We start from the raw sequence: 17,605 nt of genomic DNA, 5'->3' as shown, positions 1-17,605 counted from the left end.
TATGAAATTATATTTAAAAATATGGCGTCAAAAAGACGCGTCCTCAGCAGGAAAAATAGTGGATTATACGCTTGACGGTGTAGAAGGGGACATGTCTTTCTTGGAAATGCTGGACATCTTGAACGAGGAATTGATTTCCAAAGGTGAGGAACCCGTAGAGTTCGATCATGATTGTAGGGAAGGTATCTGCGGAACCTGCTCTTTGCAAATCAACGGGGAACCCCACGGTCCAGACCGTTTGGTGACCACTTGCCAATTGCACATGCGTAAGTTCAATGATGGCGATACCATTGTGATTGAGCCATTCCGAGCAAAAGCGTTCCCTGTGATCAAGGATTTGATCGTGGATCGTAGTGCTTTTGACCGTATCCAACAAGCTGGAGGATATATTTCTGTAAATACGTCTGGAAACACCGTGGATGCCAACTGCATTCCCATCAACAAACACGATGCGGACGAGGCGATGGATGCCGCCACCTGTATTGGTTGTGGTGCCTGTGTGGCCGCTTGTAAAAATGCAAGTGCCATGTTGTTCACCTCTGCCAAGGTTTCACAATTTGCACTCCTGCCCCAAGGAAGGGTCGAGGCTGTGGAACGTGTCCAGAACATGGTACGCCAAATGGATTTGGAAGGTTTTGGAAACTGTACCAACACCGGAGCTTGTGAAGTGGAATGCCCCAAAGGGATTTCCTTGACCAACATTGCCAGAATGAACCGAGAGTATCTATCGGCTACCCTAAAGGGATAAGTCATAGACACCGTATATAGAAAAGCCCCCCACTCTTAAGAGTGGGGGGCTTTTTGTTGCTTTGGATATTGTCAGGTCGAGCGCATTAGAGACCATACTGACAAGGTTAAAATAACACACACCACTTATGTCATTTCGAAATGAGGAATGAAATGACAATTGAGAAATCTTTAATCCTTTTTGGGATTTATCACTTCGATTTGGACCGCGCTCAACCTGACAGTTCGAAATGACGCACCCGTGTCATGCTGGACTCGTTTCAGCATCTCATATGAGTGATTGGATTTTGCATTGTGTCTCGACTACGCTCGACATGACATATTCGTGTCAAACCATTTTGTTGTCCACTAATCGATTCTTCCATTTGCTCAGAATGATATTTCAACAGTTTATTTTTGATTGAAACCTTCGTATATTCCAAGATGTCCAAAAAGTATCCCACAGAACGTATCAAAGTGCCTAGGTTCAATGAAGAGAGTGGATTCTATACCACCCCGGAGCGCTCCAAGATCATGGGCAAGATCCGCGGCAAGAACACCAAGCCAGAGCTTGCATTTAGAAAGGCTTTGTGGGCAGCGGGATACCGATACCGCATCGATTACAAAAAACTCATTGGAAAGCCGGATATCGCCTTAAAAAAGTATAGTACGGTCATCTTTATTGATGGAGAGTTCTGGCATGGCTATAACTGGGAGGAGCGCAAGCATAAAATCAAGACCAACCGTGAATTTTGGATCGCAAAAATTGAACGCAACATCCAACGGGACGAGGAGGTCAACGAAGCCTTGGAAAAAATGGGCTATACCGTGTTTCGGTTTTGGGAGACCGAAGTAAAAAAAGACTTGGAAAGTTGCTTGCAAAAAGTGCTTGACACATTAAAAGAACATCGCTCCAATGATTGAACCATCCTCCAAATTGCCGCAGGTAGGCACCACCATTTTTACCACCATTGGCCAATTGGCCCAAGAGTATAATGCCATTAATCTATCCCAGGGATTTCCCAATTTTAACCCGGACCCCAAACTGTTGGAGCTTGTGGGTGAAGCTTTCAAAAAAGGGCACAATCAATATGCCCCCATGCAGGGCGTACTTTCCCTCCGGGAAGCCCTTTCAGAAAAAATTGAACATCTCTATGGGAACTATTACCATCCCGAATCTGAAATCACCGTTACGGCGGGGGCCACGCAGGCCATTTTTACAACGATTGCCGCCTTTGTGCGCCAAAACGATGAGGTTATCGTCATAGAACCCGCCTTTGATTGCTACGAACCGGCCATAACGCTTTTTGGGGGTAAAAGTATCCCAGTGGCTCTGGAGGGAAATGATTTTAAAATGAATTGGAGTGCTTTTAAATCAGCGATAAGTCCCAAGACCAAAATGGTCATTATCAACACCCCGCACAACCCCACGGGCACCATTTGGTCCAAAAGTGATATGATGCAGCTTCAGGACATTTTAAGGGATACCGACATTATCCTGTTGAGCGATGAGGTCTATGAACACATTGTTTTTGATGGTAACCCGCATGAAAGTGTGGCCAAATATCCCGATTTGGCCGCTCGAGCCGTCATCTGCTCTTCTTTTGGAAAAACGTTTCATGCCACGGGTTGGAAAATGGGGTATTGTGTGGCCCCAAAACCCTTGATGCAGGAGTTTCAAAAAGTACATCAGTTCAATGTGTTTTCGGTCAACCATGCCCTTCAGGTTGCTTTGGCCCAATATGTAAAGGACCCACAACATTATGTAACCCTTGGTAGTTTTTATCAGGAAAAGCGGGATGTTTTCCTAAAGGGTATTGAAGGCTCCAGATTCAAAATGATTCCTTCCAGCGGCACGTATTTTCAATTATTGGAGTATTCCGATATCACGGACGAAAAAGATACGCTCTTCGCGGAACGTTTGATCAAGGAACACAAGCTTGCCAGTATTCCGGTCTCTGTTTTTTGCAAAGCAGATTATGACCAAAAATTCCTGCGGTTTTGCTTCGCCAAGACCATTGATGTTTTGGACAAGGCTTGCGAAATTTTGAATTCAATTTGAGTAGCGTAAGGTTACAGCTGCTTTTTCACGATCTTAAAAACCTGTAGCACATCATCCAAGGACAGTTCAAAATCCTGATATTCGGGGGAGGTATTCAGATTATGGCATTGAACCGTTCCCTTTTTTGAATCGTATCCTGTAAGTTGTTTACAGATAATCCTGTCCTTGCAGACCAATATGTAGGATTTGTTCCATAAGCTTTCGTCCTTCTTGGCCAGATCTTCCTTTTTAAGGGCCAGCCCCAAAACAAAGGATTTGTTGGGAATGGCCTGTATACTGGAATCGTTCATGGAATTACCCGAAACCTCAAATATATAGTAGGGTTCTTTGGCCACTGAATCTATGATAAAAGCAGATTGAAAAGGCACTTTCTCCTCCCCTTTATTCAACATATCCAGGGCTTCAATATATTTTTTGTGCCATTCCAATAAGACTAGTGGAGCCATCACCAAATATTTTCCATGCTCCAAGGGATAAAAAACACTCCCATGTTTGGTAAAGGGCTTATCCTTGACATAGGGTTCGCCCAAATCATTGATTTCCCGCAGATGCAGTTCCGCGATGGTCATCTCAAAATACTGGGCAATCTTGGTTAGATTTTTAATGGGAATATTGGCATCTTTCCGCTCGTATAGCTGAATGGTACGAAGGCTAACCCCTATTTCATCTCCCAATTGTGTTTGACTAATCTTTTTTTTGCGCCTTAATTGCTTGATTATCACCATAAGTTTACTATATTGTGTAATATTATTACGCAACACACTATAGCTGCAGCAATTTCGCTACTTTTCTGTAATTGGGTTACAAGCCAAATATAGAAAATAGGAATTAACCCCAATAAAATAATTATTAATCCTTTAATCTATTATCTATGGGGTCCCCAGATTATTTCAATTATGTCCCTAAAAGTGAGTACATTTTTACTGACGAAGATTACGGCAAACCCATCAGTGAACGTCTTTCCGAAATTTTGCGTAGAAATGCTTCCAAGGACGATTTGGCAAACATTGCCATCAAGTGCAAAGTGAGCTTTTCTACCATCAGGGATGTAGTTTACAGAACCAACAGCCTCACCAAGGCCAATGCCACGGCCATTGCCCAACTGATCTATGTTGCTTTTGAAAACTCAATTGGGTACAAGATTCGCTCTGAAACCGATGTGATTTTCTTGGAGGAGCTTTTAAACTTCTAAGCGAAGTAACCAATCGGTCTGTTCATCGGTTCCAATATAGTAGGGGTGCTCCCCAAACTTTTGGAAACCATGGCGCTGGTAAAAGCGTATGGCCTTGGGGTTGTGTTCCCACACCCCAAGCCATAGATATTCCATTTTTTGTTCCACAACCAGTTGGATGATGTATTGAAGTATTTGGGCTCCTATCTGTTTGCCTTGATGTCCTTCAAGCACATAAATCCGTTCCAGTTCCATGGCCTTTTCATCATGGACATCGGTTTGGGCAGTACCCAAGTTCACTTTAAAGTAGCCTACCAAGGTGTTGCTTTCATACACAAAATGGAAGAGCGAGTCGGGATTTTCAAGTTCCCTTTCCAACCTTTCCCTGCTAAATGCTTTGTTGATATACTCCTGAAAGTCAGTGGGGTCATTATCCTGTTCAAAAGCGGCTACAAAGGTGTCCTTTGAGATTTTCACCAAAGTATCCAAATCTGAAACACTACATTGCCTGAAAGATAGATTTGCCGAGGTCATTGCTTAAAATTATTGCAAAAAAAAGAGCCTAACAAAATGTTGGCTCCAAAATTTTCAGGGGGAAATTATACGTCTAAAGCATAAAAAGCTTTTTGATCAGTAACATAAATCCTGTAAAAAAATCGTTTCGATAAACTTGGACGTTTTCGTCCATGGTGGTGTGGTTTAATTTGGCTGCCATGGTGTCGTTTTTACGGTTGTCAATTTGGGTAAAAAATTCGATATAACCAAATATATAATCGATGAATGACAATATAAAACTAATGTTGTGTAACCATTTCTTTTTGTTGTAAAAAAGCGAATGATATTTGCTAAATGCGCATCTCGGGCACCTCTTCCCCAACCATTAATTTTCCTTCCGTAGCCTTCACTATATCCTCAACGGTGACCCCAGGGGCCCGTTCAAGGAGTTTAAAGCCTTCCGGGGTGACCTCCAGAACCGCCAGATTGGTCACGATTTTCTTTACACAGCCCACTCCGGTCAAAGGCAGAGTACAGCGTTTCAAGAGTTTGGATTCCCCCGCCTTGTTGGTGTGCATCATGGCCACGATGATGTTTTCCGCAGAAGCCACCAAATCCATGGCGCCACCCATGCCCTTAACCATTTTACCGGGAATCTTCCAATTGGCTATATCGCCGTTCTCGGCCACTTCCATGGCACCCAAAATGGTCAGGTCCACATGCTTTCCTCTGATCATTCCAAAACTCAACGCAGAATCAAAAAAAGAAGCTCCGGGCAAGGTGGTTATGGTTTGTTTTCCGGCATTGATGATATCGGCATCCTCATCTCCCTCAAATGGAAATGGACCCATGCCCAATACCCCGTTCTCGCTCTGGAATTCCACACTGATATCGTCACGAACAAAATTGGCCACCAAGGTGGGTATACCTATGCCCAGATTCACATAGTATCCATCTTTGACCTCCTGTGCAATACGTTTTGCTATTCCGTTTTTGTCCAACATATAAATAATGCTCTAATGTTTTTAATGTAGTAATGAATTAATTTTTAAGATTTCGTTTGCTTGTACTTACAATCTTATACATTATTAATCCCAACTCGTTCGCATTATCCTTTAAACTTGGTTTAAAAGGATAGTTTTCTGCCTTTTCACAAAGGGTTAACCAATACTTCACTTCTTCAAGTTCTTTTAAGGCTATTTTTACTTTGTGAATAAAATCAGCTCTGCTTTCCGCATTTTGTGCTTCATGAATATTGGCACCAATACTTGTTCCTGATTTTAGCAACTGATTGGCAACAACAAATTTCCTTTGTTTTTCTAGGGTTTCACAAAAATCAATTATCCTCAGGGCAAAATCAACGGATTTGGTAACGATTACATTTTCCCTTTTTACCATTAATTCATTATTACATTGATTTCATTTTTCGAACTGTTCTTTGCTCAATTCGTTTCTCGTATTTTTCCCCCTGGAAAATGCGTTGCACAAAAATCCCTGGGATATGGATTTCGTTCGGGTCCAGACTTCCGGCCGGAAGCAACTCCTCCACCTCCGCCACGGTAATCTTGGCCGCCCCGCACATACAAGGATTAAAGTTTCGGGCCGTACCCTTGAATATGAGATTTCCAGCTTCATCACCTTTCCATGCTTTTACAAAGGAATAATCGGCTTTAAAGGCGGGTTCCAGGACGTACATCTTCCCATCAAATTCACGGGTTTCCTTTCCTTCGGCCACTTCGGTGCCATATCCGGCTGGGGTATAAAACGCAGGGAACCCTGCTTGGGCCGCCCTACATTTTTCGGCCAATGTGCCTTGAGGGGTCAACTCCACCTCCAATTCCCCACTCAGCATTTGGCGTTCAAACTCATCGTTCTCACCCACATAGGAGGATATCATTTTTCTGATCTGGCGCTGCTGCAAAAGCAGTCCAAGGCCAAAATCGTCCACCCCAGCATTGTTGGAGATACAGGTAATGTCCTTGATGCCCAATCGTACAAGCTCGGCAATGGCATTTTCGGGAATTCCACAAAGGCCAAACCCTCCCAACATAAAGGTCATCCCATCAGTTACACCACCAAGGGCCTTATGGACATTGGAAACCGTTTTTTTGATCATGAATATTATATTTTCTGATGCTTGAAAATACGATTTTAATAAAAAAGCCCCAAGACATTCTGCTTGGGGCCAACGCTTTTTTTATGTTTTTCAAGGTTAGAAATCGATATCCTCTAGGTCGTCTTCCGTATCCAACTCATCTTGAAGGTCTTCCAAAACTTTGGTACAATCCACATTGATTGACAGATTTTCGGGTTTCTCAAAGGCTTCTTTAGAGACCCCCAATTCCTCATTTTCGTAATTCTTTTTCATATAGATTGCCCAAATAGGGAGTGCCATGGCGGCTCCTTGACCATAAAGCAATCTGGAAAAGTGGATGCTCCTGTTGTCTCCACCTACCCATACGCCGGTCACTAAATTGGGTACCATGCCCATGAACCAACCATCACTTTGATTTTGGGTAGTTCCTGTTTTACCCGCAATGGGATTCGTAAGTTCATAAGGGTATCCCGTGATAATTTCTTTATACACGGTCTGATTCTTTCCATAAGTATGCCGTAACCTACCTCCTGAACCGTATAGGGTAACCCCCTCCATAAGGTTTACCATGGCATAGGCCACATCTTTGCTCAGCACATCCTTGGTCTCCGGGGTATACTCATAAAGAACCGTACCGTTCTTGTCCTCTATCCTAGTCACCATGACCGGTTTTACATATACGCCTTGGTTGGCAAAGGTGCCATAGGCCCCTACCATTTCATAGACATTGATGTCTTGGGTTCCCAAAGCAATGGAGGGGACTTCTGGAATATCGCGGGTAATGCCCATATTCTTGGCAATGGCCACAACCGATCCCGGCCCTACCTTATCGATCAACTGGGCGGTAATGGTATTTACCGAATTGGCCAAAGCACTTTTCAAGGTCAGGTTCTTCCCGGAATACTTTCCATCAGAGTTTTTGGGGCACCATGCCTCCATATTGCCATGTTTCAATGGCTCAATACAGTATTGGTTATCGGGTAACGAGTCGCAGGGTGAATACCGCAATTGATCTATGGCCGCTGCGTACACGAAAGGTTTAAAGGTAGATCCCGCTTGTCTTGCTCCCTGATACACGTTGTCATACTGAAAGTGTTTGTAGTCCACACCCCCAACCCATGCTTTTACATGGCCCGTTTGGGGCTCCATGGACATCATGGCCGTTCTCAGGAAGGTCTTGTAGTAGCGAATGGAATCCATGGGGGTCATGATGGTGTCCTTTTCATAGGAGTCACTGTTCCAATCAAAAACGGTCATTTCCGCCTTTTCATGGAAAGTAGCTTCAATCTCCTTTTCGGACAGTCCTTCCCGCTTTAAATGTCGCCATCTCGGGGAGGTTTTCATGGCGCTACGCATGATGGTATCAATAGCACCTTTGCTAATGTCCAAGAACGGTGCCGTTGGATTTCTATCCGGTGTGTTTTGATGGAAGAATTCGGCCTGTAGGTTTTTCATGTGCGCTTCTACCGCTTCCTCTGCATTTTTTTGCATACGGGAATCAATGGTGGTATATACCTTAAGCCCATCTAGATAAATATTGTATTTCTCCCCATCTGGTTTTGGGTGGCTCTCCACCCAATTACCCAACCAGCGTTGCATGTACATCCTAAAATAGGTGGCCAAGCCTTCTCTATGCGATTCTGGATTAAAGTTGATTTTCATCTTCAAAGCCTGCAAGGAATCTTTTTCCTCTTCAGTGATGTAATCATATTTGGCCATTTGACCAAGCACTGTATTTCTTCGGTTGAACACTAATTCTTCCCTCCGGATAGGATTATATAAAGATGAATTTTTCAACATCCCCACCAAAACAGCAGATTCTTCGGTACGAAGTTCATGCGGTTCTTTTCCAAAATATATTCTTGAAGCGGAACGGATACCATCAGCAGCATAACCAAAATCATAAATGTTCAAGTACATTGCTATGATTTCTTCCTTGGTATAATTTCGCTCCAGACGGGTAGCGATTACCCATTCCTGAATTTTTTGCAAAATGGCATTGGTAGTACTTTCCTTGTCCCTTACACCAATGAACAATTGTCTGGCCAACTGTTGCGAAATAGTACTCGCTCCCCCTTTTTTACCTAAATAGGCCAAAGCTCTGATAAACCCTCTTGCATCGATACCAGAATGATCATAGTATCTAGCATCTTCTGTGGCCACTAAGGCATTGACCAAGTTTTGAGGTAGTTTGTCAAATGAAACCGGGGTACGGTTATCGTCCAAGTATAATTTCCCAAGGGTTTCCCCATCAGAAGATATAAACTCAGTGGCCAAATTGGTTTCTGGGTTTTCCAGTCGCTCGAAGGTGGGCATCTCCCCAAACTTGCCCCAGGAGGCCAAGAGGAAAATCAAGATAGCGAAGAGAACGCCGGACCCAAAAAGAATCCAAAACCATTTGATGTAGGTAAAGAAGCCTTTTTGCTCCTTTTGTTTTGCTTTTGCCATTGTTATTGGGTGCTTTTTTCTATTTCCAAACCAACATCCGTGATACCCTCCAACACATGGAGGCCCTCTACATCCCCATTTCTGCGCATGGCATGGGAAATGTTCACTTTATATACGCCTGAATCGGGAAAAACGATGTTTTCCTGAAACCAAAGTTTACTTTCCTTGACACTTCCCAAACCGGTGCCCAACCATTCTCCTGTGGGTTCGGCCATTTTGTATTCCAAGGTATCCTTGATAGTATTGCCTCCCGGAGACTCCAATTCGGCAATCAAAAAAAGGTTGCTGAACGGAAAGGAGTCATCATTTCTAATGTTGATGAACATATTATGCGTAGTGGTGGAATCCAACCCGGAAAATTCAAATGCCACGGGGCCACTCATCTCCCATTGTCCATTTTTTATGGCCTCATATTCCGAAAAGACCAATTGATCGTTACAGGATGTGGCCATCAGCACCAACGCCAACAGGGCTAAAAGATTACGCATTGGAGGATGCTTTTGGGTTAGGTTTTTTTCGACGCTTCTTATTCCTTCTCTTTTTAGGCCTGTCAAATCGCGTTAAACTGTCTTGTCCCACCACATTTTCAAAGGTCGCCTTTTCCTCATCGATATTATCTTGGGCGTATTCTTCCAAGCTATCCACTTTCTCGTTCTTCTTGTTCAGTTCCAGGATTTCCAACACCTGGTCCTTGCTCAAGGTATGCCACGTGGCGGGGTCATCTTTATAGGAAAACCATAAGGTTTCTTTAAAAATATCCGCTTTCTGGCAAAAGGCAATTCCCTTTTTGGTCAGCAATTTGCTGTCTTGGGGCGGAAAGTTTTTCAATGCCTCCAAATACATGTCCAACTCATAGTTCAGACAGCATTTCAACTTTCCACATTGACCCGCCAGCTTTTGGGGATTCAAGGCCAATTGCTGGTATCTGGCCGATGCCGTACTTACCGACCTGAAGTCTGTTAACCATGTAGAGCAACACAACTCCCGTCCACAAGAACCTACACCGCCCAAGCGCTGTGCTTCTTGCCTATACCCTATCTGACGCATCTCTATACGAATACCAAAGGCCTTGGCCATATCTTTAATAAGCTGCCTAAAATCCACTCGGTCTTCCGCTGTGTAATAGAAGGTAGCCTTGGATCCATCGCCTTGGAACTCCACATCGCTCAACTTCATCTCAAGCCGTAAGGAAATGGCAATTTCACGGGATCGTTTTTTGATTTCCTCTTCGCGATCACGGCATTTTTGCCAAATATCAATATCTCGCTGGGTAGCTTTTCTATATACTTTGGGAAGGGTTTTGTCGTCTGCCGAGACCTTTTTGCGCTTCATTTGGATGCGCACCAGTTCCCCTGTAAGGGTCACCATGCCCACATCATGACCGGATTTGGCCTGTGTGGCCACCACATCCCCTATGGATAACGGAAGATTGTCCGCATTCCTATAAAATTCTTTTCTACTGTTCTTGAAACGTACCTCAACGCAATCAAAAGGTTTTTGACCGTTGGGCAACGACATATTGGAAAGCCAATCGAAGACCGTTAGCTTGTTACAACCATCAGTGCCGCAAGTCCCGTTGTTCTTGCAACCACGCGGCTGTCCATCCTTGCCGGTTGAACAACTGCTACACGCCATATTTTGTATCTTGATTGAGGTGCACAAAAACAAGTTGTCAGTTCGAGCGCAGTCGAGAACTCCTTAAAACAAACATTGTTTAACATACATCTCGACTGCGCTCGATGTGACATACAAACATCGTTTATCCTTTTTGGACAACCTCAATAGGGTTCATAAAAATTACTCAAATGTAAATATAGCACAATTTGTTGCCATCCTGAAACATAAGTGTGTGTCCCCAGTGTTTTCTTGAAAGGCACGACCCCGTCAATTTATATGTACCATCCGTCAACCGGGTTATGCCATTGGTTAGATCGCCCCAATATCATCTGAAGATTATGCACATCTTGAAGCCTAATCTTTTAACATCCCAAATTATGAAATTGAAATTGCTACTTATTGTTAGTATTATCGCTTTTGCCCTGCATTCCTGCAGCAAAGACGATGGACCAAAAGAGGAAGCGAACAATCCACCTTCCATCAGCGACAAGACCGTCTCGGTGAGCGAGGCCATAACCCCTGGCACCACGGTGGGGACCTTAACGGCCACAGATGCCGATGATGATACCTTGACATTTTCAATTACTGGTAATCCCGGCCCATTCAAAATATCCACAGACGGAGTCTTGACCCTTGCTTCCGGACAGACCTTGGATTTTGACGTTACCAACAGCTACACCATTACCGTAAGTGTCAGTGACGGAACAGACAGTGCCACGGCCACCATCACTATAAATGTGACCAACGTAAACGAAGCACCGGAAATTGCGGACCAAGGCTTTGAGGCCAGTGAAGATTCGGAATCCGGAGCAATACTGTACACCTTGCTTGATGTGAGCGACCCCGATGGGGACCCACTGACCTTTGAAATATCTGCAAACGACAATGGGCTGTTCGCCATCAATAACGATGGCGAAATCAGTTTGGCCGAAGGCCAGAGCTTGGACTATGAAACCGCCACATCGCACCAGATCACTGTTAGTGTTAGTGACGGAACCGATGCCACGGAAGCTACGGTAACCATTACCGTGACCAATGTGATAGAATCTCTTTTTGAAGATCCTGATTCATTTATTCTTAAGCTAGAAACCAGTACGGAAAATGAAAGTATGGAGATTGGTACATATTCCGAAGACCCTGACCTTGTCTATGATTTTGAAATCGACTGGGGTGATGGCACCCTAGAGCAAATCGTTTCGGCAGGTTCTGTGAATCATATTTATGCTAGTCCGGACACATACCTAGTAGCTATAAAAGGCATGTTCCCAAGAATAATGATGCACGCCGCCTCCGAGGAGGATCGACAAAAATTAGTGGGCATAGAACAATGGGGTGCCATTGAATGGGAAAGCATGTCTTATGCCTTTTATGGATGTTATAATCTTGAATATAATGCCACTGACAATCCAAATTTGTCGAAAGTAACAGACATGTCAAGTATGTTCCGAGATGCAACTGCATTTTATGGCGATCTTAGCAATTGGGATGTAAGTACGGTCACAAATATGTCATATATGTTTGCTGGAGCCGAATCCTATAACGGATATGGAATAGATGATTGGCAAGAAGATGTGGCCAATGTTACTACAATGGCACACATGTTTGATGGCGCAACTGCCTTTGCTGGAGATATTCGCGATTGGAATGTTGTTCTTCTTTCTGATATGAGTTCAATGTTTAAAAATGCGACTTCGTTTATCTTAAACTTGAGTAGTTGGAACTTGAATGATGGGATTAATATGTCCAATGCATTTGACAACTCAGGAATCCTCCCCAATAATTATGATGACATGTTGTTTGATTGGGCATTTAATGATAATACCCCAGATAATATAACCGTGGGCGTAGAGGGGTTAATCTACTGTGATAGTAATTCCATTTATGCAAGGAATCATTTAATTAATAATAAAGGTTGGACCTTTATAGGAGATCAAGAGTGCCAGAATTAGGCTAAAAGAAATAAGAACTTCTTATAAACACCCCCCTTATGTTTTCAGGGGGGTTATTTTTTTGGAGCACTATTTTTTATACTTCAACACCTCAGAACGTCCTTTTTTAAAAATCTTGTTGCTGACTTCCTTGCCTTTGCGAAGCTTCTTCTGTTCTTCATAAGGCAATGCATGAATTTCCTGGCATTCCGTGGAGCAACAGTTGTCCATGGCCGCTGCGCATTCCTCACATTGGATGAACAGCAAGTGGCAGGCTTCATTGGCACAGTTGACATGGGTGTCGCAGGGTTTCCCGCATTGATGGCAATTGGAGATGATATCCTCCGAAATGCGCTCCCCTCTTCGGTGGTCAAAAACAAAGTTTTTACCCAAAAATTTATTTTCAAGATTGTTGGCCTTCACCTGGCGGGTATACTCAATGATGCCCCCTTCCAACTGGTACACATTTTTAAACCCTTTGTGCTTGTAATAAGCACTGGCCTTTTCGCAACGAATTCCACCGGTACAATACATCACCAATTTTTTGTCTTCTTTGTGTTCGGCCAAATCCGCTTCAATAATATCCAGGGAATCCCTGAATGTGTCCACATCTGGGGTAATGGCGTTCTTAAAATGGCCTATCTCACTTTCATAGTGGTTCCGCATGTCCACCAAAACGGTGTCAGGGTCCTCGATAAGCTCATTGAACTGCTCCGCACCTACATGGACGCCTTTGTTCGTAACATCAAAGGTGTTGTCGTTCAATCCGTCTGCCACAATTTTTTTACGGACTTTGACCTTCAGCTTCAGGAAGGATTTATTGTCTTGCTCAATGGCAATGTTCAAGCGAACATTTTCCAAGAAAGTGATGCTGTCCAAATGGGTCTTGAACGTTTCAAAATTTTCAGCAGGAACGGAAAGTTGGGCATTTACCCCTTCATAGGCTACATAAATCCTACCCAGAACGTCCATTTCGTTCCAAGCCAAAAAAAGATGGTTCCGTAAAATGTGCGGGTTCCCAATGTGCGCGTACTTGTAAAAAGAGATGGTAAGCCGATCCTGCCCGGCTTCCTCAATAAGTTTTTCCCTTTCCCTTGCGCTTAACGTATTGTACAGTTGCATGCTATACCAATAATTTAAGTTAAAGAATAGTTCAAAATAAAAACGGGGCAAAGATACAAATTTCAAGTAGGGGAAAAAGAAAAGGGCTTCCATAGTCCAGAAGCCCTTTTTAAAACCACTTTGGTCTTTTTCATAGCTATATTTTCTCCCTACCTTGAATGTCGAACCAATGTTCGCCCTATGGATATTGAGTTAGTACCCCTTAGATTCATAACTTATAAAAAGGTTGCGTGGCCTTTGTGCCATGAAGAAAGAAATGGTATTTTAGCCTTCCTAATCCTTTGAACCATGAGCAACGAGAAAGAAGCAAAATTAAAAGCCCTTAAACTAACCCTGGACAAGTTGGACAAGACCTACGGAAAGGGTGCCGTAATGAAAATGGGTGATAGTGTGGTGGAAGATGTTGAGGTAATCCCTACGGGCTCGTTGGGACTGGATGTTGCTTTGGGCGTTGGTGGATACCCACGGGGAAGAGTCATTGAAATCTACGGTCCCGAATCGTCCGGTAAGACCACGTTGACCTTGCACGCCATTGCCGAAGCCCAAAAAGCTGGGGGTATTGCTGCCTTTATCGATGCGGAACATGCCTTTGATCGTTTTTATGCCAAAAAGTTGGGCGTGGATATTGACAACCTTATCATTTCCCAACCCGATCACGGGGAACAAGCGTTGGAGATTGCTGACAACCTGATTCGTTCCGGAGCCATTGATATTGTTATTGTGGATTCTGTTGCGGCTTTGACCCCAAAAAGTGAAATCGAAGGGGAAATGGGTGATTCCAAAATGGGACTCCATGCCCGACTCATGTCGCAAGCCCTTAGGAAATTGACCTCTACCATAAGCAAGACCAAGTGTACGGTAATCTTTATCAACCAATTGCGGGAAAAGATCGGGGTGATGTTCGGTAATCCGGAAACCACTACTGGTGGTAATGCCCTTAAGTTCTACGCTTCGGTTCGGTTGGATATTAGACGTTCCACCCAAATAAAGAGTACGGATGGGGATGTACAAGGAAACAAGACCCGTGTAAAAGTGGTCAAGAACAAGGTGGCCCCACCGTTCAAAACGGCTGAGTTTGATATCATGTATGGCGAAGGGATTTCCAAAGTTGGTGAAATCATCGATTTGGGAGTGGCCTATGAAATCATCAAGAAAAGTGGTTCTTGGTTCAGTTATGGCGATACCAAATTGGGCCAAGGAAGGGATGCCGTAAAAGCACTTTTATTGGACAACCCAGAACTCTCCGAAGAACTTGAGACCAAAATCAAAGAAGCTATTTCAGCTGTGAGCGCATAAATCTGCCGAAGCAGTAATTGGACAAGATTAACTTTTCCCTGTGAAAATCTTACGCAACCCTTGGCCACACTACACATCTAGGGTGTACAAAGCAAGGATTTTAAATGAGAAAAGTATTAGTTCCCCTACTATGGTTTTTGGCGTTTTCATGGCTCAGCTCATGCAGCTTGGACGATGACACCCCTAATTTTTATTTCACTACCTTGAAAACGGTGGAGGCTGAGATGCCCGAGTCTTTTGAACTCAATGAAACTTACGACATCAAAGTCACATATGTAAGGCCCAATGGCTGTACGTACTTTGAAAAGTTTGAGGTTTACAAAACGGGAGAGACCGATAGGGAGGTGTACCTACAAGGGTCCGTACTTACTAATGATGACACGGCGTGTACGGAGGCTCTTGAAGAGGTGATTGCCACCCTTAAGTTCAATGTCATTTTCACAGGTGAATACCATTTTAAATTTTATGCCGGGCAAGATCAAAATGATAGCCCCGTGTTTTTGGAATACAGCGTCCCAGTAGCAGACGCACAAACAAATTAGAAATTTTAGACAGTAACAATCCAAAATTGACCAACATTTGGATCTTGAAGAACTGATATATAATTGTAAAAAAGGGGAAAGGCATGCGCAGGCCGAACTATACCGGAGATATTCCGGTATTCTTTTCGGTATGTGCCTCAAGTACTCCAAGAATAGAACCGAAGCGGAGGATAACCTCCATGACAGTTTTATGACCATTTTCAGCAAGATAGATCAGTACAGTTTTCAAGGGTCCTTTGAAGGTTGGATCAAACGAATTACCGTAAATACCGTACTCCAGAAATATCGAAAGGAACAATATCTGGACGTGGTATCGGAAAATATGGGAGATGATCCCGACTTGGAATTGGATATAGAACAGGCAGACATAAGCCTGTCCACCCTACTGGGGTATATCCAAGAATTACCGAACAAATATAGGTTAACATTCAACCTCTATGTTTTGGACGGCTATAGCCATAAAGAAATCAGTGAGATGTTGGGGACATCCACAGGAACCTCCAAATCCAATTTGGCCCGGGCCAAAATGATTTTGAGGGAAAAAATTGAAAAAAAGAAAATAAACATTGCTTAAAGAACTTAACAATGGGGAAAAAGAATTTAGAGCAATTGTTCAAGGAGACCTTTGAAGGGTTTCAAGAGACCCCGGACGACAGAGTCTGGGAGTCTATTGAAGTTTCCTTGGACAAGAAGAAACGAAAAAAACGGATAGTGCCCATTTGGTGGCAATTGGGTGGTGTGGCCGCATTGTTGGCCATCTTGTTCTACATCATCAATCCGTTGGGCACGGAACAAGATGATCAAATCATCATTTCAGACACCGAAACTCCTGTACAGAAGACTGGTGCAGACGAGAATTCGTCCCATCAAAACAATTCTTCCACCAATGAAAGTGCACAAGGGTTGGTAGAATCCACTTCAGCAACTGAAAAAAGCAAACAAAATGGTTCGGAAAGCAACTTCAACCAGAACCAGAGTATGGCTTCCAAAGACCAATTGGCCAATACGGATTCTCCAAACAACAAAGCTGCCAAAGTTGATCAAGGTGTTTCTATAAAAAGCCAAAATCAGAAAGGTGCCGCTTTAGCCATGAACAAAAATGTATCGGATGACGTTGAAAGTACCATAACAGACAACAATACTACAGAAGCCATTGCCCAAAACAAGGCCCCTAACCAGAGCAATAAGGAGCAAATAATTTCCGAAGGTTTGGGTCAAGAAAACCAAGAAGAGAGCATCGCCACCAACCAAAACGAACAACCTGAAAAGAAATCCATTTATGACGCCATAAAAGAGCAGGAAGATGAAGAAGCGATCGTGGCCAACACCAACTCGGGCAAATGGTCTGTAGGACCCTCCGTGGCACCGGTATACTTTAATGCCACCGGAGGCGGTTCTCCCATTCATTCCGATTTTGCCAGTAATTCCAAATCCGGGAATTTCAATTTAAGCTACGGACTTACCGTTGCCTATGAAGTAGGAAAAAAAGTAAAGGTGCGTTCTGGGGTGCATCGGGTAAATTATGGGTACGATACCAACGATGTGGTCTTTTCCTCCTCTTCAAGAGTTGCCGCAGATGAGAAGTTGGACAATATCAACTACAGCCAAAAGTCACAGACCGTGGTGGTGCAGAGCAAGAACAACCTTCCGGATAACCTCCCAACTGACGCCTTTTTGGAACTGGCTTCCAATGCAATTCCTGTTTTTGATGGAAAAATGGTCCAACAATTGGGCTATATAGAAGTTCCTTTGGAAGTTGATTATGCCTTGATAGACCGAAAATTTGGTGTTGACCTTATTGGAGGGGTAAGTTCCCTGTTCTTGGTGGACAATTCGGTATTGTTGGAAGCGGAAGGATTGGTAACCGAAATTGGAGAAGCCACCAACGCCAACGATGTTAACTTCAGTGCCAATTTTGGGATGGGGTTCAATTATAAGTTTACACCCAAAGTACAGCTTAACATAGAGCCTGTTTTTAAATATCAGATGAACACTTTTTCCAAAACCGCAGGGCAATTTCAGCCTTTTTCCGTTGGTGTGTACAGTGGTGTCAGCTTTAAGTTCTAGCTATAAAGATGTTGGTTAGGAAGATTGCCCCTTTAG

18 protein-coding genes are annotated in these 17,605 nt (G+C 43.5%); 9 read left to right on the top strand and 9 right to left on the bottom strand.

From position 1 onward, the window contains the following. Position 1: 1 nt before the first annotated feature. The 3 genes from DN53_RS08615 (at position 2) to DN53_RS08605 (ending at position 2,788) form a co-directional block, all read left to right on the top strand. On the top strand, positions 2–748 hold the full coding sequence (locus DN53_RS08615) for a succinate dehydrogenase/fumarate reductase iron-sulfur subunit (protein WP_129653973.1): 747 nt from the start codon (positions 2–4) through the stop codon (positions 746–748). A 395-nt stretch (positions 749–1,143) separates the two neighbouring features. Further along, a complete protein-coding gene (locus DN53_RS08610; RefSeq protein WP_313790132.1) occupies positions 1,144–1,650 on the top strand; it encodes a very short patch repair endonuclease in 507 nt (168 codons plus the stop codon). After that, positions 1,643–2,788, top strand: coding sequence for a methionine aminotransferase (locus tag DN53_RS08605; RefSeq protein ID WP_129653972.1), 1,146 nt, complete (start codon positions 1,643–1,645; stop codon positions 2,786–2,788). Before DN53_RS08610 ends, DN53_RS08605 begins: the two co-directional genes overlap by 8 nt. A gap of 11 nt (positions 2,789–2,799) precedes the next feature. On the opposite strand, the gene DN53_RS08600 is transcribed toward DN53_RS08605, so the two are convergent. Continuing rightward, positions 2,800–3,513, bottom strand: a complete 714-nt coding sequence (locus DN53_RS08600; protein WP_129653971.1) for a helix-turn-helix domain-containing protein — start codon at positions 3,511–3,513, stop codon at positions 2,800–2,802. A 146-nt stretch (positions 3,514–3,659) separates the two neighbouring features. Here DN53_RS08600 and DN53_RS08595 point away from each other — a divergent pair, with 146 nt between their 5' ends. Continuing rightward, positions 3,660–3,980 (top strand): hypothetical protein, encoded by a 321-nt coding sequence (locus DN53_RS08595; protein WP_129653970.1) that lies wholly within the window; start codon positions 3,660–3,662, stop codon positions 3,978–3,980. On the opposite strand, the gene DN53_RS08590 is transcribed toward DN53_RS08595, so the two are convergent. The 7 genes from DN53_RS08590 to DN53_RS08560 form a co-directional block, all read right to left on the bottom strand. Then, positions 3,969–4,493 (bottom strand): GNAT family N-acetyltransferase, encoded by a 525-nt coding sequence (locus tag DN53_RS08590; RefSeq protein WP_129653969.1) that lies wholly within the window; start codon positions 4,491–4,493, stop codon positions 3,969–3,971. The genes DN53_RS08595 and DN53_RS08590 overlap by 12 nt on opposite strands. A 311-nt stretch (positions 4,494–4,804) precedes the next feature. Continuing rightward, the gene (locus DN53_RS08585) at positions 4,805–5,458 is read right to left on the bottom strand and encodes a 3-oxoacid CoA-transferase subunit B (protein ID WP_129653968.1); all 654 of its coding nucleotides are present in this window, start codon (positions 5,456–5,458) and stop codon (positions 4,805–4,807) included. A 37-nt stretch (positions 5,459–5,495) separates the two neighbouring features. Beyond that, a complete protein-coding gene (locus tag DN53_RS08580) occupies positions 5,496–5,852 on the bottom strand; it encodes a four helix bundle protein (protein WP_129653967.1) in 357 nt (118 codons plus the stop codon). A 10-nt stretch (positions 5,853–5,862) separates the two neighbouring features. Further along, positions 5,863–6,570 (bottom strand): CoA transferase subunit A, encoded by a 708-nt coding sequence (locus DN53_RS08575; RefSeq protein WP_129653966.1) that lies wholly within the window; start codon positions 6,568–6,570, stop codon positions 5,863–5,865. A gap of 96 nt (positions 6,571–6,666) precedes the next feature. After that, positions 6,667–8,997, bottom strand: a complete 2,331-nt coding sequence (locus tag DN53_RS08570) for a penicillin-binding protein 1A (protein WP_129653965.1) — start codon at positions 8,995–8,997, stop codon at positions 6,667–6,669. Positions 8,998–8,999: 2 nt separating this feature from the next. Then, complete coding sequence (locus DN53_RS08565) at positions 9,000–9,485, bottom strand: gliding motility lipoprotein GldH (RefSeq protein WP_129653964.1); 486 nt, start codon at positions 9,483–9,485, stop codon at positions 9,000–9,002. Next, entirely contained in the window at positions 9,478–10,632 is a 1,155-nt protein-coding gene (locus DN53_RS08560; protein WP_129653963.1) for a PSP1 domain-containing protein, read from the bottom strand. Before DN53_RS08560 ends, DN53_RS08565 begins: the two co-directional genes overlap by 8 nt. Before the next feature lie 359 nt (positions 10,633–10,991). On the opposite strand from DN53_RS08560, the gene DN53_RS08555 reads away from it, so the two are divergent. After that, positions 10,992–12,563, top strand: coding sequence for a BspA family leucine-rich repeat surface protein (locus tag DN53_RS08555; RefSeq protein WP_165357322.1), 1,572 nt, complete (start codon positions 10,992–10,994; stop codon positions 12,561–12,563). Between the two features lie 69 nt (positions 12,564–12,632). Here the strand turns inward: DN53_RS08555 and trhO are convergent, their stop codons facing one another. Then, a complete protein-coding gene (gene trhO / locus DN53_RS08550; protein WP_129653961.1) occupies positions 12,633–13,664 on the bottom strand; it encodes an oxygen-dependent tRNA uridine(34) hydroxylase TrhO in 1,032 nt (343 codons plus the stop codon). Positions 13,665–13,952: 288 nt separating this feature from the next. On the opposite strand from trhO, the gene recA reads away from it, so the two are divergent. From recA to DN53_RS08530, 4 genes are all read left to right on the top strand, one after another. Then, a complete protein-coding gene (recA, locus tag DN53_RS08545) occupies positions 13,953–14,960 on the top strand; it encodes a recombinase RecA (RefSeq protein ID WP_129653960.1) in 1,008 nt (335 codons plus the stop codon). A gap of 104 nt (positions 14,961–15,064) precedes the next feature. Beyond that, the gene (locus DN53_RS08540) at positions 15,065–15,502 is read left to right on the top strand and encodes a hypothetical protein (protein WP_129653959.1); all 438 of its coding nucleotides are present in this window, start codon (positions 15,065–15,067) and stop codon (positions 15,500–15,502) included. 37 nt (positions 15,503–15,539) lie between these two features. Next, positions 15,540–16,076, top strand: coding sequence for an RNA polymerase sigma factor (locus tag DN53_RS08535; protein ID WP_129653958.1), 537 nt, complete (start codon positions 15,540–15,542; stop codon positions 16,074–16,076). An 11-nt stretch (positions 16,077–16,087) separates the two neighbouring features. After that, positions 16,088–17,569: a hypothetical protein gene (locus tag DN53_RS08530; RefSeq protein WP_129653957.1), complete on the top strand. Its 1,482-nt coding sequence runs from the start codon at positions 16,088–16,090 to the stop codon at positions 17,567–17,569. Positions 17,570–17,605: the final 36 nt, after the last annotated feature.

The sequence above is a fragment of the Flagellimonas olearia genome, from assembly GCF_004150225.1.
Taxonomy (GTDB): Bacteria; Bacteroidota; Bacteroidia; order Flavobacteriales; family Flavobacteriaceae; genus Flagellimonas; species Flagellimonas olearia.
The sequence above is the reverse complement of the archived record's forward strand: the minus strand, read 5'-3'. Positions and strand labels throughout refer to the sequence as shown.